Source organism: Bacillus licheniformis DSM 13 = ATCC 14580 (genome assembly GCF_000011645.1).
GTDB classification, from domain to species: Bacteria; Bacillota; Bacilli; order Bacillales; family Bacillaceae; genus Bacillus; species Bacillus licheniformis.
This window is the reverse complement of the sequence record NC_006270.3, coordinates 2,064,614-2,087,709: the sequence shown is the minus strand read 5'-3', so window position 1 is coordinate 2,087,709 and position 23,096 is coordinate 2,064,614. Positions and strand designations below refer to the sequence as shown.

Genomic DNA, 23,096 nt, shown 5'->3' with positions numbered 1-23,096 from the left:
ATGAAACGAAAAGGAGGAAACGGCATGGGCGAAAAAGCGGTTTGGCAGCCTGATCCGGAATTTGTAAAAACAACCCGGCTGTTTCAATGGATGACAGCCCTCGGTTTTTCCGACTATGATGATTTTTTGAAAGCAAGTACAAACGATATCGCCTGGTTCTGGGAAGAGGCCGAAAAAGCGCTCGGGATCAGCTGGTACAAGCGGTACAGCCAAACATTGAATCTCGACAAAGGCATAAAATGGCCGCAATGGTTTACCGGCGGCCGCTTAAATGCCGTTTACAACGCCGTGGAAAAATGGGCCCGCCGGCCTGATACGGCCGGCAGGACGGCACTCATCTGGGAAAGTGAAGACGGAAAAACAGAACAGATCACCTATTCTTCTTTACACCAACAAGTCGCCCGTGCGGCGGCAGGCTTTAAAAAGCAAGGCATCTCAAAAGGGGATGTCATTGCGATTTACATGCCGATGATCCCCGAAACGGTCATCGCCATGCTGGCCGCCGCTAAAATCGGAGCGGTATTCTCACCGGTTTTTTCAGGCTACGGCGCCCATGCAGCAGCGGCGAGACTTACCGCTGCCGGAGCGAAAATCCTTGTCACAGCAGATGCCTTTTTGCGAAGGGGAAAGAAGGTCTGCATGAAGAAAGAAGCTGACAAAGCCGCGGACCGTTCCCCCACTGTTCAAAAAGTCGTCGTCTGCAAGCTTCACGGCGGCGATCAAGATTGGAATTATAAGAGAGATATCGACTGGAATGAATTGATGAAAAACGAGCCCATGCAAAACACCGAAGAAATGGACAGTTCAGATCCGCTCATGCTGCTATACACATCAGGGACGACAGGACAGTCGAAGGGAGCGGTTCATACCCATGCCGGTTTTCCGCTGAAAGCTGCATTTGATGCGGGATTCGGGATGGATGTCAAACAAGGGGACACATTTTTCTGGTTTACAGACATGGGCTGGATGATGGGGCCGTTTTTAATATTCGGGGGCCTCATAAACGGAGCGGCTGTTTTGCTGTTTGACGGAGCACCGGACTACCCGGCCCCGGATCGGCTGTGGGAGCTTGTCAGCAGACACCGGGTGACGCATCTCGGCGTCTCTCCGACGCTCATTCGCTCGCTGATGCAGCACGGCGAAGATTTTCTCTATCAATACAATCTGAACAGTCTGAAGGCAATCGGCTCAACGGGCGAACCATGGAATTATGAGCCGTGGATGTGGCTGTTCCGCCATGTTGGAAAAGAACGGATTCCTATATTTAATTATTCAGGAGGAACAGAGATCTCAGGCGGAATTTTAGGCAATGTGCTCCTGCGGCCGATCACGCCGATGACGTTTAATTCGCCTCTTCCCGGCATGGCGGCCAATGTCTTCAATGAAAAAGGAGAGGAAGTCGTCAATGAAGTCGGAGAGCTTGTCCTGACAAAGCCCTGGGTCGGCATGACGAACGGTTTTTGGAAGGAGCCGTCAAGATACGAAGAAGCATATTGGAGCCGCTGGACCGACGTCTGGGTGCACGGCGATTGGGCAAAACGGGATGAAAACGGCTACTGGACGATCAGCGGACGCTCTGATGATGTGATCAATGCTGCCGGGAAAAGGATCGGCCCCGCCGAAATAGAGTCCGTTCTGGTCGGCCATCCAGCGGTGGCGGAAGCAGGCGTCATCGGCGTTCCGGATAAGCTCAAAGGCCAGGCTGCCGTCTGCTTCGTCGTCCTCAGACAGTCGGAAAAGCCGTCGGAAGAATTAAAAGATGATTTGCTGAACCTTGCATCTGATGCGATCGGTAAAGCGGTCAAGCCCAAAGCGGTTTATTTTGTCAGCGGTTTGCCGAAGACGAGAAATGCAAAAGTGATGAGACGGCTGATCAGAGCTGCCTATATGAACGAGCCCGCAGGCGATTTGTCAACTTTGGAAAACCGCGAAACATATGATGAAATTGCCGGTCTTTCAGTGCGAAAAAATCTGTAGTATACTGGATAAGGCTTACAAACAAAGAAGAAGGACACGTCCTTCCTCTTTTTATTTTGATGAAGCTCGATCGACCAACACTCACATCCTGACGATAACCGAACCGCCGCCGGCCGTGCAGACGCGATTCTGCTGCTCTTCAATCGAACGCAGCAGCTGATTGTTGCTTTCCATGAGCTTGATGAGCAATTCCATTTGATCTTCGAGATTTTTCAGCCTTTGGTTCATCTGCTGCGAAGATTGACCGGTATGCATTTGCGGGGCTGAAGGCGGATAAGACGTTTCAGAATTCCATTTTGAATACATAGAATAGGCCTCCATCATCTAAACTGATATACCTTATCGTATGATCCTACAATCGCAATGTTCGCCTAAATCAAAACGAGAGGAAACAAAACATGTACTTGACGATAAAGGAAACCGCAGAATATTTAACGCTTTCAGAAGCATATGTTGAACAGCTTGTCAGAGAAAAGAAAATCCGCACCGTCTTTGACGGACAGCAGCATTTAATCAACAAAGAGCAATTCAATACGCACATGGAACAGATGGAAAAGTATAAAGAGTGGGCGGAATCCGTTCTGAACGAGCCCATCCCCGAAGATCCGGACGTCAAAGATGAAGATTAACCCGGGATAACAATAACTTTATTATGTAAACTGACAGATACGATTCTATGAAAGTTTCGCACGTTTTCCGTCTCTATTATCCCGTGTGAATGGGGCGTTTCGTAAAAAAAGACACAATATAGGAAATGAAAGGGATGAAAGAAGCCCTATATATAAAGTTTTCTATGATTTTATTTCATTTCCGAAACAATCACGTTCATTTTTTGTTCAAAAAGTGTTATCATTTAGTAGTAAAAAATACAGCGTGTTTTGAGATTGCGGGTTTTCGGGAGTTCCAGACCGAAAACAGCAAAACAAACACAAAAGGGGAGAGCCTTTTTGCGGACTTGTTTGTGCATAAATTCACAAACTATAAAAAGGGGCTTCCTTCAAAAAACAGCACATCGCTTATTGAAAAGGAGAATTGGTTATGCCGGAAACAATCGATCAAACAGCTGATCAAACAAACGAATCTGTAAGCCAAAGCCAACGCGATCTTATCGATCAACTGCTAAAACCTGAAGTACAGGAGTCTTTGACTGTTTTAGTCGACCAGCTTCCAAAGCTGACAGAACTGGTCAACATTTTGACAAAGTCTTACGACTTCGCACAATCCGTTGCAACTGATGAAGTATTAAAAAATGATACGGTCGGTGCCATTACAGAAATTCTTGAGCCTGTCAAAGATACGGCAAAAGAAATCGCGGCTACCGCCATTGAAGCAAAAGACCGCGCTGACGAAAGCAATGAAGTCATCGGACTTTTCGGTTTGCTGAAAATGCTTAAAGATCCGCAGGCCCAAAAGCTGTTCCGATTTGTTCAAAGCTACCTGCAAATCATGTCAGAACGCGAAAAACAAAAATAATCACTATACATTCAGAATAAGGACGGAGGATTCACGATGTCAAAACATATCGTCATTTTAGGCGCTGGTTACGGCGGATTACTGTCTGCTCTAACAGTTCGCAAACACTACACAAAAGAAGAAGCAAAAGTCACAGTGGTTAACCAATATCCGACACATCAAATCATCACGGAATTGCACCGCCTTGCTGCGGGCAACGTGTCAGAACAGGCAGTTGCGATGCCGCTTGCAAAGCTTTTCAAAGGAAAAGACATCGATCTTAAAATCGCCAAAGTCAACTCTTTCTCAGTTGACAAAAAAGAAGTCGCTCTTTCTGACGGCTCTACCCTGACATATGACGCACTTGTCGTCGGTCTTGGTTCTGTCACTGCTTACTTCGGCATTCCGGGACTTGAAGAAAACAGCATGGTGCTCAAATCTGCAAACGATGCAAACAAAATCTTCAAGCATGTTGAAGAGCGCGTGCGCGAATACGCGAAAACGAAAAACGAAGCTGATGCTACGATCTTAATCGGCGGCGGCGGACTAACAGGCGTCGAGCTTGTCGGTGAACTCGCCGATATCATGCCGAGCCTTGCGAGAAGCTACGGTGTCGATCCGACAGAAATCAAGCTGAAGCTTGTTGAAGCCGGTCCGAAAATCCTGCCGGTTCTTCCGGATGAGCTGATCGAACGTGCGACAAAGAGCCTTGAAAAACGCGGCGTTGAATTCTTGACAGGACTGCCTGTCACAAATGTAGAAGGAAACGTTGTTGATTTGAAAGACGGACAAAAAATTGTTACAAATACATTTGTCTGGACCGGCGGTGTTCAAGGCAATCCGCTGATCGGCGAATCAGGTCTTGAAGTCAACCGCGGACGCGCAACTGTAAACGACTTCCTTCAATCTACATCACATGAAGACGTGTTTGTTGCAGGGGACAGCGCCGTTGTCTTCGGTCCGGATGGCCGTCCGTACCCTCCGACAGCTCAAATCGCATGGCAAATGGGCGAGCTGATCGGCTACAACCTGTATGCATACTTAGAAAACAAATCAATGGCGACGTTCAGCCCTGTCAACTCAGGTACGCTTGCAAGCCTGGGCCGCAAAGACGCAGTTGCCGTTATCGGCGCGAACAGCACATCTCTTAAAGGCCTGCCTGCTTCATTGATGAAAGAAGCGAGCAACGTCCGCTACCTGAGCCACATAAAAGGTCTGTTCAGCCTGGCTTATTAATGGAAATGAAGCGCTACTTATAGTTTAAACTATAAGTGGTGCTTTTTTTTGCTTTAAATTTGACGGGCAAATGAAAATATTGTGGTAAATTTGAACCAAAATATACTGACAAGAACGGAATCGCAGCTCGCTTTTTACGGACTGGCGCCTTTTCTGCTCATCATCGTGACTGCAGCAGGCGTTCCTTTGTCAGCGGAATTGACGGAATTCAATATCACCCCATACCGTCATTTGATCATGAGCCTTGCCATGCTTTTCATCCCCCTGATTCTCGGTGTCATGTCGGGGTTTATCCTGCTTGATGAGCGCGACGAAAATATGATTCAGTATTTTGCCGTGACGCCCTTGTCGAAGCGCGGATATGTCATGATCCGGCTCATCCTGCCGATGGCGATGACATTATGCTACAGCATTTTGCTGTTTGCCTCCGGCGGTCTAATGGCGCCTGGCGCTGTGAACCTATTGTTCGTCCTGATCATGGTCACGCTTGAAGCCCCGATTTACACGCTGCTTTTAGCCGCCTATGTCGCAAACAAAGTGGAAGGACTCGCTTTAATGAAAGGATTCAGCCTGCTCACTCTCATGCCGGCCGCGGTTTATTTTATTCCTGTGCCGTGGCAGCTTTTCGGTGTTTTCACCTTATTGGACAGCGAAAACGTACTTGGCGGGAATATCCCACGAAGGGCTTTTTCTCGTTTTCGGGATCACCGGAATTGCGCTGCACATTATGATACTGCTGTTTTTATACCGGAGGTTTTTGGTGAAAACCGACCAATAGGAGTATATCCCGCCCCGTTTTGCAATAAAGTATTAAAACATAAGCGGGAGGCGGGATATCCGATGAAGAAACATATGAAGCTTTGTCTGTGTATGATGATGATCTTTGTATTGACTTTGGCCGGCAGCATGGACGGCTTGGGCGCTGAGGAAAAAGGCGGGCTCAAAGAGCAAATCGATCAGCTGTTAAAGACCGAACCTGATTTAAAAGGAGCGCTCGCAGGCATCAGCGTCAGGTCTGCGGAAAGCGGGAAAATGATATACGGACATATGGGCGATACACGGATGAGACCTGCGTCCAATCTGAAGCTTTTAACGGCAGCAGCTGCCTATTCCGTCCTGGGCGAGGACTATACCTTTCCCACAGAGGTAATGGCTGATGGGGCGCGAGCCGCGGGCACACTCAAAGGCAGCCTTTATATAAAAGGAAAAGGCGATCCGACGCTTTTGACAGCGGACTTTCAGCAAATGGCCAAAGCACTCCGAAAACAAGGGATCACAGTTATCCGGGGAGACTTGGTCGGCGATGATTCCTGGTACGATGAAATCCGCTATTCTCAAGACCTTTCCTGGACCGATGAAGACGCATACTATGGAGCGCAGATTTCAGCTTTAACTGTTTCGCCAAATGAAGACTATGATGCCGGAACGGTCATAATCGACGTGAACCCTGCCGGAAAAACCGGAAAAAAACCTGCTGTATTGCTCACCCCGCAAACAAACCATGTCAAAATCAAAAACGATGCCAAGACTGTTGCTGCCGACGGAAAAAAAGATATCACGATTAAAAGGAAACACGGAGGAAATACCATCCAAATCAAAGGGACGATTCCACAAGGCGCTTCAAGGGTCAGACAATGGGTTGCGGTTTGGGAGCCGTCAGAATATGCACTCGATTTATTTAAACAGGCTTTACATCAACAAGGCATTCGAATCCTGGGAAAGACTAAAATCGGCAAAGCGCCAAAAACAGCGCACCGCATCACCACACATCAATCCATGCCGCTGTCAGAGCTGATGATTCCCTTTATGAAGCTCAGCAACAACGGCCATGGCGAAACGCTGATCAAGGAAATGGGAAGGGCCGCGAGACGTGAAGGAAGCTGGGATCAAGGGCTAGAGGTGTTAAATACGGAACTGCAGAGATTTGGACTGGACACGGAAAAAATCGTTCTCAGAGACGGCTCAGGCATCTCGCATATCAATTTGATTTCTGCACATCAGATCACAAAGCTATTGTATTCCGTTCAAGACGAGAAATGGTTTCCGTCGTTTGCCCGTTCACTCCCAGTTGCAGGTGAAAGCGACAGAATGGTCGGCGGCACATTAAGAAACCGGCTGAAAGACCCGGCTCTAAAAGGAAAAGTCAGGGCGAAAACTGGCTCTCTTTCAACCGTCAGTTCCTTGTCGGGCTATGTCGATACTGCAAGCGGAAAGACATTGATTTTCTCCATTCTCCTCAATCAGCTCGTGGATGATGAGAAAGGAAAGGATATTGAAGACAAAATCGTTCAAATATTAGCTTCTTCATGACTTCTCCCATTGCAGCAGGCAATGGGTTTTCTTTAATTCATGTTTTGCTGCCGGCGGATTTAAAGGCTCTTGAGCTCTCCGAGCGGAAATGCTTCCTCGCTCAGATCAGTGAAAAAACGTCATGCAATAGCGGTCTCGTCAAAAGACTGCTATGTTTGCCACCAGCTCCCAAAGCACCATCGAATCATTCGGCAATCAGACTGTATCGATAGGCTGATGATCAATATTTCTCTGTGCAAGCCGGCCATTTTGCCGGCTTTTTTATATAACAGTTTTCGTTACCTTTGACTTTATTATAATACAGATTTAAATAATAAAAATTGCTTCAAACAACAGTCTATATTGAAAAAAACGCGATGTTCAAAGAACTTTCTCAAATTTGTTAACTATTTCACAAAATATGTGATGTTTATCACATTCAAACCTGTTATATTCAACATAAGATATAAATGCAACAACTGTTATATCATTTCAACTTGAAAAAGAGGGGGATTTAAATGGAACAATGGAAAGGTTTCACCACAAACGTTTGGCAAAAAGAAGTCAATGTCCGCGATTTTATTCTCTCGAACTTTGAGCCATATCAAGGTGACGAATCGTTTCTCGAACCTCCGACGGAAGCTACATCGGCATTATGGGATCATGTAATGGATTTGACAAAAAAAGAGCGTGAAAACGGAGGCGTCCTTGATATGGATACAGAGATCGTCTCAACGATCACCTCGCACGGTCCCGGATATTTGAACAAAGACCTGGAAAAAGTCGTCGGCGTTCAAACCGATGAGCCGTTTAAACGGTCGCTTCAGCCTTTCGGCGGCATCCGAATGGCAAAGCAGGCATGCGAATCCTATGGTTTTAAACTGAATGAAGAAGTGGAAAGGATCTTTACCGATTACCGCAAAACTCATAACCAAGGCGTGTTTGACGCATATACGGACGAAATGAAGCTCGCCCGAAAAGTCGGAATCATTACCGGACTGCCTGATGCTTACGGGCGCGGGCGCATCATCGGTGATTACCGGAGAGTGGCGCTTTACGGCGTGGATTTCTTGATCGATGAAAAGAAAAAAGATGCGGCCGGCACCTCTCGGGTGATGTCTGAAGAAAACATCCGCCTTCGTGAAGAACTGTCAGAACAAATCCGAGCATTGAACGAACTTAAAGCGCTTGCAAAAAGCTATGGGTTTGACATTTCCAAGCCTGCGGCGAATGCAAGAGAAGCATTTCAATGGCTGTATTTTGCCTATTTGGCTGCCATTAAAGAGCAAAACGGAGCAGCAATGAGCCTTGGCCGCGTGTCCACGTTCCTTGATATTTACATCGAAAGAGATTTGAAAACGGGCGTATTAACAGAGCGTGAAGCCCAAGAGCTTGTCGACCATTTCGTCATGAAGCTGCGTTTGGTCAAATTCGCGCGCACACCTGACTACAATGAACTGTTCAGCGGCGATCCGACGTGGGTGACAGAATCAATCGGCGGAATGGCGCACGACGGACGCGCCCTGGTGACGAAAAACTCGTTCCGTTTCCTGCATACGCTTGACAATTTAGGCCCGGCGCCTGAACCGAATTTAACCGTTCTTTGGTCTGTCAGACTGCCGCAAAAGTTTAAAAACTACTGTGCCAAAATGTCGATTAAAACAAGCTCGATCCAATACGAAAATGACGATATCATGCGTCCAGAATACGGTGATGACTACGGAATCGCCTGCTGTGTATCGGCAATGGCAATCGGCAAACAAATGCAGTTCTTCGGAGCACGCGCCAACTTGGCGAAAGCTCTTTTATATGCGATTAACGGCGGAAAAGACGAAAAGCATAAAATGCAAGTCGGTCCGGAAATGCCGCCGGTTGCTTCCGACGTGCTGGACTATGACGAAGTGATGCATAAATTCGATCAGACGATGGAATGGCTCGCAGGCTTGTACATCAACACGCTCAATGTCATTCACTACATGCATGATAAATATTGCTATGAAAGAATTGAAATGGCCCTGCACGACACGGAAATTTTGCGGACGATGGCCACTGGGATCGCCGGCTTGAGTGTTGTCGCCGATTCATTAAGCGCTGTCAAATATGCCAAAGTCAGCGTGGTCCGCGATGAAAACGGCATTGCGGTCGATTTTGAAACAGAAGGCGACTTTCCTAAGTACGGAAATAACGATGACCGCGTCGACGCGATCGCCGTTGACATTGTCAAGCGCTTTATGAAAAAACTGCGCAAGCATCAGACATATCGCCAGTCCGTTCAGACCATGTCAATTTTAACGATCACGTCAAACGTCGTTTACGGCAAGAAAACCGGAAATACGCCGGATGGACGCCGCGCGGGAGAACCGTTTGCTCCAGGTGCGAATCCGATGCACGGCCGCGATACTAAAGGGACGCTTGCATCGCTGTCTTCAGTGGCAAAGCTGCCTTACAGCTATGCGCTCGACGGCATTTCCAACACCTTTTCAATCGTCCCGAAAGCGCTTGGCAAAGACGAAGAGAGCCGCGCCGCCAATTTGTCAAGCATCCTTGACGGATATGCCGCAAAAACAGGACATCACTTAAATGTAAACGTATTTAACAGAGAGACACTGCTCGACGCCATGGAACATCCAGAGGAATATCCGCAGTTAACGATTCGCGTCTCAGGCTATGCGGTCAACTTTATTAAGCTGACGAAAGAACAGCAGTTAGACGTCATCAGCAGAACCTTCCATGAATCGATGTAGCGAGCAATAAGCGGAGCGCGACCAAGGCGCTCCGCCTCATAAAAAGAGGTGATCTCCATGGATGGAAATATTCATTCGATCGAAACATTCGGCACCGTTGACGGTCCAGGCATCAGGTATGTCGTCTTCACACAAGGCTGCCTGATGCGCTGTCAATTTTGCCATAATGCTGATACTTGGGAAATCGGAACCGGAAAACAAATGACGGTTTCCGAAATCGTTCAGGATGTCCAGCATTATCTCCCGTTTATTCAATCATCGGGCGGAGGCATCACCGTGAGCGGAGGCGAGCCGCTTTTACAACTGCCGTTTTTAATCGAGCTGTTCAAAGCATGCAAAAGCCTCGGCATTCACACGGCACTCGATTCGTCCGGCGGATGCTATTCGGCTGCGCCGGCATTTCAAGAGCAGATCAAAGAACTGATCCAGTATACAGACCTTGTTTTGCTTGACCTCAAGCATCACAACAGAAAAAAACATATCAACCTGACAGGAATGCCGAATGACCACATTTTAGAATTTGCCCGGTTTCTCGCTGAACATCAAGTTCCCGTCTGGATCCGCCACGTACTGGTTCCGGGGATCTCCGATATCGATGCCGATTTAACGGCCCTCGGCACGTTTATCGGCACGCTTGCGAACGTTCAGAAGGTGGAGGTTCTTCCTTATCACAAGCTCGGCGTCTACAAATGGGAAGCGCTTGGCCTGGATTATCCGTTAAAAGGGGTTGAACCGCCAAGTGCCGACAGGGCCGAAAATGCGTACAGACTGCTCACCGCACACTTGCAAGGCGGATCCTTGCTGCAAGAGACATAAACGCTTTTGCCGGACAGACTTTTTCTAACAAGAAGCTGTCCTTTTTGTCTTACCTCACAACTGTATAAAAAATCCGTTTCTTTACAATAGTAAGATGAGAAAGATGCGCCTGCTGCGGCAGGCCGACAATAAAACAGCAAGGTGGGCGGGAAGCATGTATCATTTGTATACTCACAACGACTTGGACGGAGTCGGCTGCGGAATTCTCGCAAAAGTGGCTTTTGGCGAACGGGTCGAGGTCCGCTACAATTCGGTCACCGGACTCGACATGCAAGTCGGGCGTTTTTTGGAGCGGACAAAAGGCAAAGAAAAACAGCATGAAGGCCTGTTTATCACGGACTTGTCCGTTCATCAAGAAAATGAGGAAAGGCTGGACCAATATGCGGAAGCGGGGGGAAAGGTCAAACTGATCGACCACCATAAAACTGCGCTTCATTTGAATGAACGCCCTTGGGGCATGATAAAAGTTCAATATGAGGATGGCAGGCTCGCTTCAGCGACTTCTCTTTTCTATGAATACTTAATAGACAACGGCCACATTCGAGAGACAAAAGCGATGGATCAGTTCGTCGAACTCGTACGCCTCTATGATACATGGGAATGGGAACAGACGGGCGCTCTCGAAGCGAAACGCCTGAATGACCTGTTTTTTATGGTATCCATCGACGAATTTGAGGAAAAAATGATCCGGCGCCTTAAAGAAAGCGACGCGTTTTCATTTGATGAATTCGAAGAAAAAATCTTGGATATGGAAGAAGAAAAAATTGAACGGTATATCCGCAGGAAACGGCGGGAAATCGTTCAAACCTTCATTAATGCGCACTGCGTCGGCATCGTGCATGCCGAATCCTATCATTCAGAGGTGGGGAACGAACTCGGGAAAACGTATCCGCACCTAGACTATATCGCCATCTTAAATATGGGCGGCAAAAAAGTGAGCCTTCGCACCATCCATGATGAAACAGATGTATCAGAAATCGCCGGCACGTTCGGCGGAGGCGGCCATGCCAAGGCAGCGGGGTGCCCGCTGACAGATGAAGCGTTCAAGCTGTATGTAACTGAACCGTTTCCGCTGGAGCCCTTGAGAGCAGATGCCTTTAAAAACGTCTATAATGTAAAAAAGTCCGACTACGGCAGCCTTTATGTCAACAGGGACGAGGACCAGTTTTTTCTCTTTCCTAGCGCAAATGGCTGGAACATTCAATTAAACGGCGTGGCTCAGCATGAGACATTCACTTCATTCGAAGAGGCAGAGCGGTTCATTAAAAGAAATTACGCTGCATGGCTCGCGAGGGATGAAGCATTTGTCCAATATTTGATGCAGCAGGTGAAACTGGCGATTCAAACGACAGGCTAAAGACAGCGACATGTCTTGGCCTGTTTTTTCATATACAAAAAAGAACATCCGGCATATAATAACAGAAAGTTCTGATTTTTCCAAAAGGGGAGATGTTCATGAAAGAAAAGAGCGCAGGCTGCGAAACTAAAGAATTCCGGGCAGTGTGGATCGCCACCGTCACAAATATTGACTGGCCTTCAAAAAAAGGACTGACAATCGAAGAGCAAAAAACGGAGTATGTGAAGCTTTTGGATGATGTGACAGCAATGGGGATGAACGCGGTCGTCGTTCAAATTAAGCCGGCGGCGGATGCTTTTTATCCTTCCGCATACGGGCCGTGGTCGGAATACTTAACAGGGATTCAAGGAAAAGACCCTGGATACGATCCGCTGGCATTTTTGCTCGAAGAAACCCACCGGAGAAAGCTTGAATTTCATGCATGGTTCAACCCTTATCGGATCACGATGAATCATACCGATTTGAACAGGCTGTCACAGGATCACCCGGCCAGAACGCACCCCGACTGGGTCGTTGCCTACGGCAGACAGCTGTATTACAATCCCGGCATCCCTGAGGCCCAGGAATTCATTGTCCAAGGCATAGCGGAAGTCGTCAAGAATTACCCGGTCGACGCCGTTCATATGGATGACTATTTTTATCCGTATAAAATTGCGGGAGTCGAATTTCCCGACTTGAGCACATATGAACAATATGGAAAAGACCGTTTTTCAAATATTGAAGATTGGCGAAGGGACAACGTCAACCAGCTTGTCAAACAAATCAATGATGCCGTCAAAAAAGAGAGGGCCTCAGTCAAATTTGGAATCAGCCCCTTTGGTGTATGGCGAAATATAGCAGATGATCCGACGGGATCGAATACAGCCGCCGGAATGACAAACTATGACGACCTTTACGCTGACACGAGGGAATGGATCAGACAGGGATACATCGATTACATCGCCCCGCAAATCTACTGGAGCATCGGCTTTGCCCCAGCTTCCTACGACATCTTAGTGGACTGGTGGAAAAATGAAGTCAGCCATCGCCCCGTTCATTTATACATTGGACAAGCAGCCTATAAAATCAATCAAAACTCAGATCCCGCCTGGTCAGACCCTGAAGAATATCCGCGGCAGATCGCATTAAACCGCGCCTCAAATGTGATGGGAAGCATCCATTTCAGCCTGAAAGATTTAAACCGGAATCCGCTCGGCATTAAAGACAGACTGATCCAGGACTTGTACAAAAAACCGGCAGCTGTTCCCGATATGCCTTGGCTTGGCAGCGTAAACAGTGAAAACTGATATTTTGCGGTAACAGTACCAATCCATTTTGAACGTTGTTCAAAATGGATTTTTTGTGTTAAAAATCGCATCGATAGTGCACCTTAATAGATAAAAACAAGGAAAGAAAGGTTTAAATCAAATGGACATTTTCTTAGCGATTTTACCAGCGATTTTCTGGGGAAGCATCGTGCTCTTTAATGTAAAGCTTGGGGGCGGACCGTACAGCCAGGTGCTCGGCACAACATTCGGCGCTTTAATTTTTTCAATCGGAATCTACTTCGTCGTCCAGCCTGAATTATCCCCCCGGATATTTGCCGTCGGCGTCGTTTCCGGACTATTTTGGGCGCTCGGCCAGACCAATCAGCTGAAAAGCATCGATCTGATCGGCGTGTCTAAAACGATGCCGATCTCAACAGGGCTTCAGCTCGTATCCACTTCTCTGTTTGGGGTGCTTGTTTTCCATGAGTGGGCGACGACAATCTCGATCGTTCTCGGCGTTCTGGCGCTGATTTTTATCATCGTGGGAATCGTGCTGACATCGCTGGAAGACCGCAGCCAAAAAACAGAGGAAAAAACCGGCGACATGAAAAAAGGAATCGTGATTTTGCTGATTTCAACATTCGGCTATCTCGTGTATGTCGTCGTCGTCCGGCTTTTTGATGTCAGCGGCTGGGCGGCTCTTTTTCCTCAGGCTGTCGGCATGGTTGCCGGCGGTTTGATCTTGACATTCAGGCATAAGCCGTTTAATTTTTACGTCATCAAAAATATCATTCCTGGTTTAATCTGGGCAGCGGGAAACATGTTTTTATTCATCTCCCAGCCGCGGGTCGGCGTAGCGACCAGTTTTTCGCTATCACAGATGGGGATCGTCATCTCAACGCTCGGCGGCATTATTCTGCTCGGCGAAAAGAAAACAAAGCGGCAGCTGATCGGTATCGCCATCGGCATCATACTGATCGTCGCAGCCGGCGTTTTGCTGGGCATCGCAAAAGCTTAAGGACGGCTTCTAAAGCCGTCATCAGATTGTTGACAAAATCCCAAAACGACTTTTAGTTTTGGGATTTTGTCATCCTTTCAGCGTGATTGAAAACCCTTGCAGTCTAGGAAGGCCGAGCATTGGAGCGGAGCGAATGTTGGAATTCGTGAGCACCGACGCGCAGGCCTGACAACGAATGCGAGGGTTTGTCGACACGCTGAGGACGGCTTCTAAAGCCGTCCTTTAATATGTGATGCTGCCCTTAAGCGGCAGATGGTCGGAAGCGTTCGGATCAACGGCGACAATTTCAGCCGCTGACACATGAAAAGACGGACTGAGAAAGATGTAGTCCAACCGCCGTCTCGGGCGGTGGGAAGGGTGGGTGAACCCCTGTCCGTATTGACTTTCATCCCACAGGTCGGCCAGTTTTTCCGCGACCTTTTTCCATCCCCGTGAATAAGGTTTCATATTAAAGTCTCCCGTGACGATCACAGGCAGATCGCTCTCTTGAACCTTCTCGATTAAAAAATCCGTCTGCTTGCCGTGAAGCCACGGATTCAGGCTCAAATGCGTAACAAAAACGCGAAAGAGCCGGTCACCGATCCGGACATCAGCCTCAAGAAGAGACCTTCCTTCGATCAGCCCTTTGACAAAATTGAATGAATGATGCCGTTCTTTCTTAATCGGAAAACGCGTTAATAGAGCGTTCCCGTATTGCCTTTTCTCAGAAGAATCGCCGGAACTCAATGAAAGGGAGGGGCAGTACGCATAGTGCATGTTCAATTGTTCTGCAAGCCGGCCGATTTGGTCTTCGTAATCGCTTCTATTTGAGAAATGCCGATCCACTTCATTCAGGCCGATGATGTCGCAGCCGCTTTGAGCGATCACACCGGCTGTTCTACCTAAATCAACGCGGCGGTCCCTTCCTTTTCCATGATGGATATTAAACGTCATGATGCTAAATTTCATAATCATCCCGCCTCTTCTTTTGCTAAGCATATTGTATCTCCGTAACGCTTAAAATATTTCAGCTGTCGGCAGAGCAAGTTTAGGTTAAAATGACATTATGAAATAAAGAGGGGTGGTCCTTATGACAAATAGCAGAACGAATCCAAAGGTTGATGAATTTTTAAGCAAAGCCGAAAAGTGGAAGGAAGAATTTAAGAAGCTCCGTCAAATCGTACTTGAATGTGAGCTGAACGAAGATTTCAAGTGGAAGCATCCTTGTTATACGTTCGAGAATAAAAACATCGTTTTAATCCATGGATTTAAGGAATATTGTGCGCTTTTGTTTCATAAAGGCGCATTGTTAAAGGACCCCAACGGGATTCTTATCCAGCAAACGGAGAATGTACAAGCCGCGCGGCAGGTTCGATTCACCAATGTACAAGAAATAGCTGAAATGGAGACCATTTTGAAAGCTTATATAAATGAGGCCATTGATGTAGAAAAAGCCGGCCTGCAAGTGGATTTTAAACAGGCTGCAGAATATACAATTCCAGAAGAACTTCAAAAAAAATTCGCTGAAATCCCAGCTTTAAAAGCGGCTTTTGAAGCATTGACGCCGGGCCGGCAAAGAGCATATATTCTTTATTTTTCCAAACCAAAACAATCCAAAACCAGAGAGTCGCGGATTGAAAAATATACTCAGCAAATTCTCGATGGAAAGGGATTGAATGACTAGTATATTACGCAACTACCTTTCATGGGAGATGCGAATCATAATCATGCCGAAGAAGCGGCGAAATGATGAGTGAGAATAAAAAAGCTTCCGAGTCCTCGGAGGCTTTACTGTTCTAGTATGATGATAATTTGAAGGAACCTATTGCAAAACGTACATACGTATATTTCATTGTCTTTGGTCATTATCATTTGGGAATCCTTCATGTCTGGCTTTTTCATTGGGAACTGCTTGCTACAGAAACCGGATTTTTCATTTGGGGCTGTTCGATCCTCATGGGCCTCATCCTTTATTTGTCCGGCCGCAAAAACGCAGTGACACGCCGATTTTTGCCTCAACTCTAGTGTCAATCATTTTAGCGTGTTTCACAGTGACAATCGATGTTGTCACGAGTTCCGCGCCTTGATGATCACCGCTTGATTATATAAAAGGACATTTATATAATGGATGCAACATAACGTCTGCAAAACGCCTGATATTGGAGGAATGTCATGTCCGTACAAACAAAGCTTGATTCGAAAAGCACGGTGAGCTGCATGAAGATATTGAGCGATTCTACCCGACTCTTAATTCTGAAACTGCTTCAGGAGAAACCATATTGCGTCTGCCAGCTTGTCGATATGTTTGAAACAAGCCAGCCCGCAATCAGCCAGCATTTGCGAAAGCTGAAAAGCGCAAATATGATCAAGGAACAGAGAAGGGAACAATGGCGTTTTTATTCGCTTCATGACGACTTTCCGGAACGCGAATTGGTCCTTGCCGTTCTCAATCAGATCGATGCACACGACGAGGTTCTTCAAACCGTTAAAAGAAAAGAAAGACCCGTTTCGTGCAGTTAAAACAGAAGAGGGTGGACTGTTCCCTCTTTTTCATTTGCATTCCGAATATAAGCATTGACTTATATAACAATTTTATTATAAGATGTGTCCGGAGAGGAAACCTATGAAGGAGGCGTACACGCGATGACGACAGTCTTAGCCACTTTGATTTTTCTGCTGACGCTCACGCTCGTGATTTGGCAGCCGAAAAATCTATCCATCGGCTGGTCGGCCTGCGGAGGAGCGGTGCTGGCTTTAATTGCCGGAGTCGTCAATTTTCAGGATGTATTAGACGTAACGGGAATCGTATGGAATGCGACTTTGGCATTTGTTGCGATCATCATTATCTCCCTGATCCTTGATGAAATCGGATTTTTCGAGTGGGCCGCCCTGCACATGGCCAAGGCAGCTAAAGGAAACGGCATTCGGATGTTTGTCTATGTCACCCTGCTGGGAGCCGTAGTAGCCGCGCTGTTTGCCAATGACGGAGCTGCTTTAATTTTGACGCCGATTGTGCTTGCCATGGTACGCGCGTTAAATTTTCAAGAAAAGCTCGTTTTTCCTTTTATTATCGCAAGCGGATTTATCGCGGATACAACATCGCTGCCGCTTGTTGTCAGCAACCTTGTCAATATTGTCTCAGCAGACTTTTTCAACATCGGATTTATCGAATATGCAACAAGAATGATTGTTCCAAACCTGTTTTCGCTTATTGCAAGCATCATCGTGCTTTTTTTGTTTTTCAGAAAAAGCATTCCGCGGCATTATGACATGACAAATGTAAAACAGCCAGCGGAAGCGATTAGAGACAGGAAAATATTCCGCTTGTCATGGCTCATATTAGCCGTTCTGTTGGCCGGTTACTTTATCAGCGAGCTGTTCTCGATCCCTGTCTCGATCATCGCGGGCGTGATCGCCGTCATTTTCTTAATTACAGCGAAAAACAGCCCCGCGGTGCAAACGAAGAAAGTGCTGAAGGGAGCGCCTTGGGCGATCGTTTTCTTCTCAATCGGGATGTATGTCGTGGTATACGGTTTGAGAAACGCCGGCTTAACAGATGTTCTCTCACAGGTCATCCAGACCGTCAGCGATCAAGGGCTGTTTGCCGGAACAATGGGAATGGGCTTTATCGCAGCCATCCTGTCTTCATTAATGAACAATATGCCGACGGTGATGATTGATGCGCTTGCGATTCAGAATACCGATACACACGGGATTCTCAGAGAAGCGCTGATTTACGCCAATGTCATCGGCTCTGATCTCGGTCCGAAAATCACGCCGATCGGCTCCCTGGCGACGCTCTTGTGGCTTCACGTCCTTTCACTGAAAGGCGTAAAGATTTCTTGGGGAACCTATTTTAAAACAGGTGTCATTTTGACCATTCCAACCCTGTTCATCACGCTTGCCGGACTTTATGTGTGGCTGCTGATCATCCATTAAACATGATAGGAGACGATGACCAATGTCAAAAAAGACCATCTATTTTTTATGCACAGGCAACTCCTGCCGCAGCCAAATGGCTGAAGGCTGGGCGAAGAAACATCTCGGAGACGAGTGGAACGTCTACAGTGCAGGGATTGAAGCGCACGGTTTAAACCCGAACGCAGTCAAAGCCATGCGAGAAGCAGGCATCGATATTTCTGAGCAGACGTCCGATATCATTGATCCCGATATCTTACACAACGCAGACCTCGTCATTACGCTGTGCGGGGACGCGGCTGATAAATGCCCGATGACACCGCCGCACGTCAAGCGCGAGCATTGGGGTTTTGACGATCCCGCCAAAGCAGAAGGGACAGAAGAAGAAAAATGGGCATTCTTTCAGCGTGTACGCGATGAAATTGGAGAGCGGATCAAGCGATTTGCGGAGACAGGAGAATAAATGCAAAGCTCAGGTAACAATACCTGAGCTTTGCATTTATTAGAAACATATAAAAACACGTCTGCAACATATATTTTCTATAAAGAAAGAACGTACCCTAAGGCATGCGGCCGTTCATGTAAAAATTCAGAAATCAATGTACCGAGGAATTCTGTAAAATCCATTGCCATCAGCTTTTAAAAGAAAAGATGACCTGAAAAACTCGTCTTAAATGTTACTTGTTTTCTTCACCTAAAACTGCTGGAGAAGCGCATGACATTCTTACGTTTAATTCAGGGTCCATTTTTTGAGTTAATGGTATTGAGCCCGGCTCGCGAATAAGAGACAGCAGAGAATCGACCATTTTGTGAGCCAATTGATCGATTGGAACCCCTACGCTCGTCAGCGGGGTTTCAAGGCTTGCCATTTGAGGGATATTATCATAAGAAATTAAAGATAGGTCTTCGGGTATACTGAGCTGTTGTTCCTTTACGGCTCGTAAAATCCCTACACTGATATCGTAGCTTCCGCTAATGATTGCTGTAGGTTTTGGGGTTTGTTGTAATAGTTTTTTCGCAGCGGTATAACCGTTATACCAGCTTAACCCATTAGTATTTAAAATACTGTTTCGACTTAATTTCAAACCGGCTTCCATCATAACCTCTTCAAACCCTTTGCTTTTTTCAACCTGACGCTTGTCGGCAGGGGAGAGGTCGCCGACGTAGCTAATGTTTTTGTGGCCAAGTTGATACAGATACGCAACGGCTTTGTAAATTGCTTTTTTATGATTGACATCGATAATAGGATGTGTATGTTCACCTGACACTCCGTAAGATAAGATAGGAATAGTTAAGCCAGTATCATCACTAAGCTGAGTTTCGCCGCCTTCTTCAAAAATCATAATTCCATCCACGCGAAAACTCTTAAACAAATCCACTGCCTCTTTAGCTCTGTTAACAGATAAAATCATTGAATAGTTGTTCTTTTCGACCACTTCATTTATTTTAGTAACAAGTGCTGATAAAGCGATTCTTTCAATGGTAGGCCAGACAAGACCGATCGTTTGACTTTTTTTAGATGCCAAGCTTCTCGCTGCAAAATTCGGACTATACCCTAATTGTTCGGCAACTTGCAAGACCTTTTTCTTTGTATCCGGTTTTACAAGAGGGCTGTTTCTTAAAGCCTTTGAGACTGTTGAATAGCTTACTCCGGAAGCATTGGCGATGTCTTTAATGGTTACAGTCATTTTGGACCCTCCAAAACATCTTTAAAAATATAATATTGCAAATTTTCAAAAATAATTTTATGATAATAAATAACAACGTTGTTATTATAAATGATACATCATAAAATAACAATCATATACATCTTCCGAAGAAAATAACAACGTTGTTAAAGAATTTTTCGGATGATGAAGCAACGTTTATTTTTAACAACGTTGTTAAACTTATCGTAAAGGAGGAGATGTGTGAGAAAAACGATCATCTAATGCACTAAAATATTACACAAATTGTTACAGAACATAATTGGAAACGGGATTCAGGGGATAAACCGAAACATACAATGCAAAAATTTCACATATTCGTTCACTATTCGAGCGGAATTGTAAACGCTACCAAAAAAATATGGCGATGAAAGAAAACATGAATCGCAATCAATCATTGGTTAGAAAGCAACGGTTATGAGATTCAAGGAGGGTAGTTCATGAGAAATATGCTATCCGTGTTTTTTGTATGCGCTTTAATCTTTGGAATGCTTACGGGGTGTAAAAGCAGCGATGTAATAGGCGTCGATAAAACCGTAACGTTACGGCTTGCTCACAACCATAATGAGGAACACCCCATCCACAAGTCTTTACTCAAATTTTCAAAAGACGTAGAAAAGAAAACCAATGGCACCGTTAAAGTGCAAGTGTATCCAAATGCTCAGCTCGGTTCAGAACGTGAAGTGATTGAATTGACACAGACCGGGGCTGTCGATCTGGCTAAAGTAAGTGCAAGCGCTTTAGAAAGTTTTTCAGAGGTCTACTCCATCTTCAGCTTGCCTTATTTATTTGACAGCAAACATCATTTCTATGAAGCCATGGACAGTGATATTGCAAAAGAAATGTATGATACAACGAAAAACATAGGGTTTATTGGATTAACCTACTATGATGCGGGATTACGGAACTTTTACACAAAGAACAAACCGATTATGCACCCAAATGACCTTAAAGGTTTAAAAATTCGGGTGCAGCCGAGTGCTACAGCGATTCGAATGGTGGAACTCATGGGTGGAGCACCTACTCCAATGGCTTATGGAGAAGTATATACAGCATTGCAGTCAAGTGTAATCGATGGCACCGAAAACAACGAAATGGCTTTAACAAGCAGCAATCACGGGGAGGTGGCAAAAGAATATTCATACTCAGAACATGCAATCGTTCCGGATATTTTGATCATGAATTTGGACAAAAAGGATCAATTAAGCGAAGAACAGCAGAATGCGGTGATCGAAGCGGCGAAAGAGTCTACTGAGTATCACAAAATCGTTTGGGCTGAAGAAACTGAAAATGCGGTTGAGAAAGCAAAGGAAATGGGAGTGAAGTTCCACAAGCCAGACAAGACTCCATTCCGGGATGCGGTAAGCCCGCTTCATGATGAGTTTGCCAAAAAAGAATTGATCGGAAAATACTATAGGGAAATTCGAAAGCTAAAAAAGTAAAATGACTCTGGATGAATGAGCGACTCGAATATTTTTCGATAAGGGAGGGGTGTATATGCTAGCTTTAAAAAAAGCAGTGAATAAAACGATTGAATGTTTGACTTGCACACTAATGGCCATCATGGTTTTGGTTGCGATATGGCAAGTATTTACGCGCTATGTACTGAATTCTCCCAGTACGTTTTCAGAAGAATTTTTACGCTATTCACTGATATGGATTTCTATGTTAGGCGGTGCCTATGCATTTTGGAAAAAAAAGCACTTGGCGATTGAATTTATCGTTCGAAAACTTCCAATAAAAGCAGCTGTTTTCGTTCATACTTTCATTCAGATTCTTTTGATTGCTTTTGCTCTGATTGTGTTGGTGTTAGGAGGTTCGAAAGCAGTGATCACCACAATGGAGCAATCTTCAGCAGCATTAGGGATACCGGTGGGATTTGTTTATCTATCACTTCCTGTTGCAGGCATACTCATCATTGGATACAGCTTGGCCGGTTTATATGAATCTTTACATGAATTCAATTCAAAACAAAAGTCAGGTGATGATGTAAAAAAAGCAGCAAAGATGTGACTGAGGCTTTTTGAAAACTAAAAAAGAGGTGAAATGATATGGCCATAGCAGCCGGTCTCATTTTATCGGCGGTATTCTTCATATTGTTGTTTCTCGGCGTTCCGATTTCTGTAAGTATTGCGGCGGCATCCATTGTAACAATGCTTACCATTTTTCCTTTTGATGTTGCCATTTTCACTTCGGCGCAAAAAATGGTCACTGGAATCGACAGCTTTGCTTTATTAGCGGTGCCGTTCTTCATTTTATCAGGCATTATTATGAATAATGGCGGTATTGCAATGCGGCTCATTAACTTCGCAAAATTGATCAGCGGCAGGCTGCCCGGTTCTCTGGCCCATACAAATGTTGTCGGAAACATGTTATTCGGTTCCATTTCCGGTTCGTCTGTAGCTGCTGCTGCTGCAATCGGCGGGGTCATGTCGCCGCTTCAAGAAAAGGAAGGATATGACCGGACTTACTCTGCCGCAGTAAATATTGCTTCAGCACCAACTGGTTTGCTTATTCCGCCTAGCGGTCTTTTGATCATTTTCTCATTAGTCAGCGGCGGAACATCTGTTGCCGCTTTATTTATGGCGGGCTATTTGCCGGGAATCTTGTGGGGGCTGGCTACGATGGTTGTCGCCTGTATGATTGCAAAAAAGAAAAAATACCCTGTTGCGCCAAAGATTACGATTAGTCAAGGTTTTAAAGTGCTTCTCGATGCGATTCCAAGCCTGTTGCTCATTGTAATCGTAATCGGGGGTATTATCGCCGGTGTATTTACAGCAACTGAAGGAGCAGCAATAGCGGTGGCTTATTCCTTATTGTTGTCGCTCTTTTATAGGACATTGAAATGGAAACAGCTCCCCAAAATGCTGCTGGAAACGGTAGAAATCACAGCCGTTATTATGTTTTTGGTTGGGACATCAACGATGCTGTCATTGGTCATGGCGTTTACAGGCATACCGACGGCAATCAGCAATGGAATTTTAGGGATTACAGATAACCCAATTTTGATCCTGCTGATGATGAATATCATCTTATTAATAATCGGTACATTTATGGACATCACTCCGGCTGTACTAATTTTCACTCCAATCTTTCTGCCAATTGTTGAAAGCTTTGGCATGGATCCCGTGCATTTTGGAATTATGATCGTATTTAACCTTTGTATCGGCAATATCACTCCTCCTGTAGGAAGTGCTCTGTTTGTAGGATGCAGCATAGGTAAAGTTGATATTGAACGAGTGGTTAAACCGATTCTGCCATTTTATGCTGCGATCATGATCGTCCTTTTAATTGTTACCTACATTCCACAAATCAGCTTAGTGTTGCCTCAATTATTTGGACTTTAAGACAGGAGGC

At 45.7% G+C, this 23,096-nt stretch carries 19 protein-coding genes and 1 pseudogene; 17 read left to right on the top strand and 3 right to left on the bottom strand.

All coding sequences use genetic code 11. The features are described 5' to 3' along the window. Window positions 1–24 precede the first annotated feature (24 nt). Complete coding sequence (locus tag TRNA_RS32085) at window positions 25–1,977, top strand: AMP-binding protein (protein ID WP_003182446.1); 1,953 nt, start codon at window positions 25–27, stop codon at window positions 1,975–1,977. A gap of 81 nt (window positions 1,978–2,058) precedes the next feature. Here the strand turns inward: TRNA_RS32085 and TRNA_RS32080 are convergent, their stop codons facing one another. Beyond that, a complete protein-coding gene (locus TRNA_RS32080; RefSeq protein WP_003182444.1) occupies window positions 2,059–2,283 on the bottom strand; it encodes a hypothetical protein in 225 nt (74 codons plus the stop codon). A 92-nt stretch (window positions 2,284–2,375) separates the two neighbouring features. On the opposite strand from TRNA_RS32080, the gene TRNA_RS32075 reads away from it, so the two are divergent. The 9 genes and pseudogenes from TRNA_RS32075 to TRNA_RS32030 all read left to right on the top strand — a co-directional run bounded on the left by TRNA_RS32075 (window position 2,376) and on the right by TRNA_RS32030 (window position 14,136). Then, window positions 2,376–2,606 carry an excisionase family DNA-binding protein gene (locus TRNA_RS32075; protein WP_003182442.1) on the top strand — a complete coding sequence of 77 codons (231 nt, stop codon included), beginning with the start codon at window positions 2,376–2,378 and terminating at the stop codon, window positions 2,604–2,606. 409 nt (window positions 2,607–3,015) lie between these two features. Then, the gene (locus tag TRNA_RS32065; protein ID WP_003182438.1) at window positions 3,016–3,450 is read left to right on the top strand and encodes a DUF1641 domain-containing protein; all 435 of its coding nucleotides are present in this window, start codon (window positions 3,016–3,018) and stop codon (window positions 3,448–3,450) included. Between the two features lie 36 nt (window positions 3,451–3,486). Beyond that, window positions 3,487–4,665, top strand: coding sequence for an NAD(P)/FAD-dependent oxidoreductase (locus TRNA_RS32060; RefSeq protein WP_003182436.1), 1,179 nt, complete (start codon window positions 3,487–3,489; stop codon window positions 4,663–4,665). A gap of 840 nt (window positions 4,666–5,505) precedes the next feature. Further along, entirely contained in the window at window positions 5,506–6,975 is a 1,470-nt protein-coding gene (dacB, locus tag TRNA_RS32055) for a D-alanyl-D-alanine carboxypeptidase/D-alanyl-D-alanine endopeptidase (protein ID WP_011198028.1), read from the top strand. Between the two features lie 497 nt (window positions 6,976–7,472). After that, window positions 7,473–9,698 carry a formate C-acetyltransferase gene (gene pflB, locus TRNA_RS32050; protein WP_003182432.1) on the top strand — a complete coding sequence of 742 codons (2,226 nt, stop codon included), beginning with the start codon at window positions 7,473–7,475 and terminating at the stop codon, window positions 9,696–9,698. A gap of 57 nt (window positions 9,699–9,755) precedes the next feature. Further along, window positions 9,756–10,514, top strand: a complete 759-nt coding sequence (gene pflA / locus TRNA_RS32045; protein ID WP_003182430.1) for a pyruvate formate-lyase-activating protein — start codon at window positions 9,756–9,758, stop codon at window positions 10,512–10,514. A gap of 154 nt (window positions 10,515–10,668) precedes the next feature. Beyond that, on the top strand, window positions 10,669–11,871 hold the full coding sequence (locus TRNA_RS32040; protein WP_003182427.1) for a DHH family phosphoesterase: 1,203 nt from the start codon (window positions 10,669–10,671) through the stop codon (window positions 11,869–11,871). Between the two features lie 128 nt (window positions 11,872–11,999). Further along, window positions 12,000–13,133: pseudogene (locus TRNA_RS32035) on the top strand (glycoside hydrolase family 10 protein); the annotation flags it as partial. Between the two features lie 145 nt (window positions 13,134–13,278). Next, window positions 13,279–14,136, top strand: coding sequence for a RhaT/GlcU family sugar-proton symporter (locus tag TRNA_RS32030; RefSeq protein ID WP_003182422.1), 858 nt, complete (start codon window positions 13,279–13,281; stop codon window positions 14,134–14,136). Between the two features lie 222 nt (window positions 14,137–14,358). Here the strand turns inward: TRNA_RS32030 and TRNA_RS32025 are convergent, their stop codons facing one another. After that, window positions 14,359–15,114, bottom strand: coding sequence for an endonuclease/exonuclease/phosphatase family protein (locus TRNA_RS32025; protein WP_003182420.1), 756 nt, complete (start codon window positions 15,112–15,114; stop codon window positions 14,359–14,361). A 91-nt stretch (window positions 15,115–15,205) separates the two neighbouring features. Here TRNA_RS32025 and TRNA_RS32020 point away from each other — a divergent pair, with 91 nt between their 5' ends. From TRNA_RS32020 to arsC, 4 genes are all read left to right on the top strand, one after another. Next, the gene (locus TRNA_RS32020) at window positions 15,206–15,799 is read left to right on the top strand and encodes a YdeI/OmpD-associated family protein (RefSeq protein WP_003182416.1); all 594 of its coding nucleotides are present in this window, start codon (window positions 15,206–15,208) and stop codon (window positions 15,797–15,799) included. Window positions 15,800–16,287: 488 nt separating this feature from the next. After that, window positions 16,288–16,635 carry an ArsR/SmtB family transcription factor gene (locus TRNA_RS32010; RefSeq protein WP_003182415.1) on the top strand — a complete coding sequence of 116 codons (348 nt, stop codon included), beginning with the start codon at window positions 16,288–16,290 and terminating at the stop codon, window positions 16,633–16,635. A 123-nt stretch (window positions 16,636–16,758) separates the two neighbouring features. Next, complete coding sequence (locus TRNA_RS32005; protein WP_003182413.1) at window positions 16,759–18,054, top strand: arsenical efflux pump membrane protein ArsB; 1,296 nt, start codon at window positions 16,759–16,761, stop codon at window positions 18,052–18,054. A 22-nt stretch (window positions 18,055–18,076) separates the two neighbouring features. Further along, on the top strand, window positions 18,077–18,496 hold the full coding sequence (gene arsC / locus TRNA_RS32000; protein ID WP_003182412.1) for an arsenate reductase (thioredoxin): 420 nt from the start codon (window positions 18,077–18,079) through the stop codon (window positions 18,494–18,496). A gap of 214 nt (window positions 18,497–18,710) precedes the next feature. On the opposite strand, the gene TRNA_RS31995 is transcribed toward arsC, so the two are convergent. After that, window positions 18,711–19,721 (bottom strand): LacI family DNA-binding transcriptional regulator, encoded by a 1,011-nt coding sequence (locus TRNA_RS31995; RefSeq protein WP_003182409.1) that lies wholly within the window; start codon window positions 19,719–19,721, stop codon window positions 18,711–18,713. 458 nt (window positions 19,722–20,179) lie between these two features. Here TRNA_RS31995 and TRNA_RS31990 point away from each other — a divergent pair, with 458 nt between their 5' ends. From TRNA_RS31990 to TRNA_RS31980, 3 genes are read left to right on the top strand one after another with little or no spacing between them, the layout of a single operon-like run. After that, window positions 20,180–21,181: a TRAP transporter substrate-binding protein gene (locus tag TRNA_RS31990; protein WP_011198026.1), complete on the top strand. Its 1,002-nt coding sequence runs from the start codon at window positions 20,180–20,182 to the stop codon at window positions 21,179–21,181. 55 nt (window positions 21,182–21,236) lie between these two features. Next, entirely contained in the window at window positions 21,237–21,752 is a 516-nt protein-coding gene (locus TRNA_RS31985) for a TRAP transporter small permease (protein ID WP_003182406.1), read from the top strand. Window positions 21,753–21,790: 38 nt separating this feature from the next. Continuing rightward, on the top strand, window positions 21,791–23,086 hold the full coding sequence (locus tag TRNA_RS31980; protein WP_003182404.1) for a TRAP transporter large permease: 1,296 nt from the start codon (window positions 21,791–21,793) through the stop codon (window positions 23,084–23,086). Window positions 23,087–23,096: the final 10 nt, after the last annotated feature.

Excerpts from the sequence above, each read along its gene's own strand:
- TRNA_RS32085 (WP_003182446.1), top strand. The coding sequence starts at position 25 with ATGGGCGAAAAAGCGGTTTGGCAGCCTGATCCGGAATTTGTAAAAACA.
- TRNA_RS32080 (WP_003182444.1), bottom strand. The coding sequence starts at position 2,283 with ATGTATTCAAAATGGAATTCTGAAACGTCTTATCCGCCTTCAGCCCCG.
- TRNA_RS32075 (WP_003182442.1), top strand. The coding sequence starts at position 2,376 with ATGTACTTGACGATAAAGGAAACCGCAGAATATTTAACGCTTTCAGAA.
- TRNA_RS32065 (WP_003182438.1), top strand. The coding sequence starts at position 3,016 with ATGCCGGAAACAATCGATCAAACAGCTGATCAAACAAACGAATCTGTA.
- TRNA_RS32060 (WP_003182436.1), top strand. The coding sequence starts at position 3,487 with ATGTCAAAACATATCGTCATTTTAGGCGCTGGTTACGGCGGATTACTG.
- dacB (WP_011198028.1), top strand. The coding sequence starts at position 5,506 with ATGAAGAAACATATGAAGCTTTGTCTGTGTATGATGATGATCTTTGTA.
- pflB (WP_003182432.1), top strand. The coding sequence starts at position 7,473 with ATGGAACAATGGAAAGGTTTCACCACAAACGTTTGGCAAAAAGAAGTC.
- pflA (WP_003182430.1), top strand. The coding sequence starts at position 9,756 with ATGGATGGAAATATTCATTCGATCGAAACATTCGGCACCGTTGACGGT.
- TRNA_RS32040 (WP_003182427.1), top strand. The coding sequence starts at position 10,669 with ATGTATCATTTGTATACTCACAACGACTTGGACGGAGTCGGCTGCGGA.
- TRNA_RS32030 (WP_003182422.1), top strand. The coding sequence starts at position 13,279 with ATGGACATTTTCTTAGCGATTTTACCAGCGATTTTCTGGGGAAGCATC.
- TRNA_RS32025 (WP_003182420.1), bottom strand. The coding sequence starts at position 15,114 with ATGCTTAGCAAAAGAAGAGGCGGGATGATTATGAAATTTAGCATCATG.
- TRNA_RS32020 (WP_003182416.1), top strand. The coding sequence starts at position 15,206 with ATGACAAATAGCAGAACGAATCCAAAGGTTGATGAATTTTTAAGCAAA.
- TRNA_RS32010 (WP_003182415.1), top strand. The coding sequence starts at position 16,288 with ATGTCCGTACAAACAAAGCTTGATTCGAAAAGCACGGTGAGCTGCATG.
- TRNA_RS32005 (WP_003182413.1), top strand. The coding sequence starts at position 16,759 with ATGACGACAGTCTTAGCCACTTTGATTTTTCTGCTGACGCTCACGCTC.
- arsC (WP_003182412.1), top strand. The coding sequence starts at position 18,077 with ATGTCAAAAAAGACCATCTATTTTTTATGCACAGGCAACTCCTGCCGC.
- TRNA_RS31995 (WP_003182409.1), bottom strand. The coding sequence starts at position 19,721 with ATGACTGTAACCATTAAAGACATCGCCAATGCTTCCGGAGTAAGCTAT.
- TRNA_RS31990 (WP_011198026.1), top strand. The coding sequence starts at position 20,180 with ATGAGAAATATGCTATCCGTGTTTTTTGTATGCGCTTTAATCTTTGGA.
- TRNA_RS31985 (WP_003182406.1), top strand. The coding sequence starts at position 21,237 with ATGCTAGCTTTAAAAAAAGCAGTGAATAAAACGATTGAATGTTTGACT.
- TRNA_RS31980 (WP_003182404.1), top strand. The coding sequence starts at position 21,791 with ATGGCCATAGCAGCCGGTCTCATTTTATCGGCGGTATTCTTCATATTG.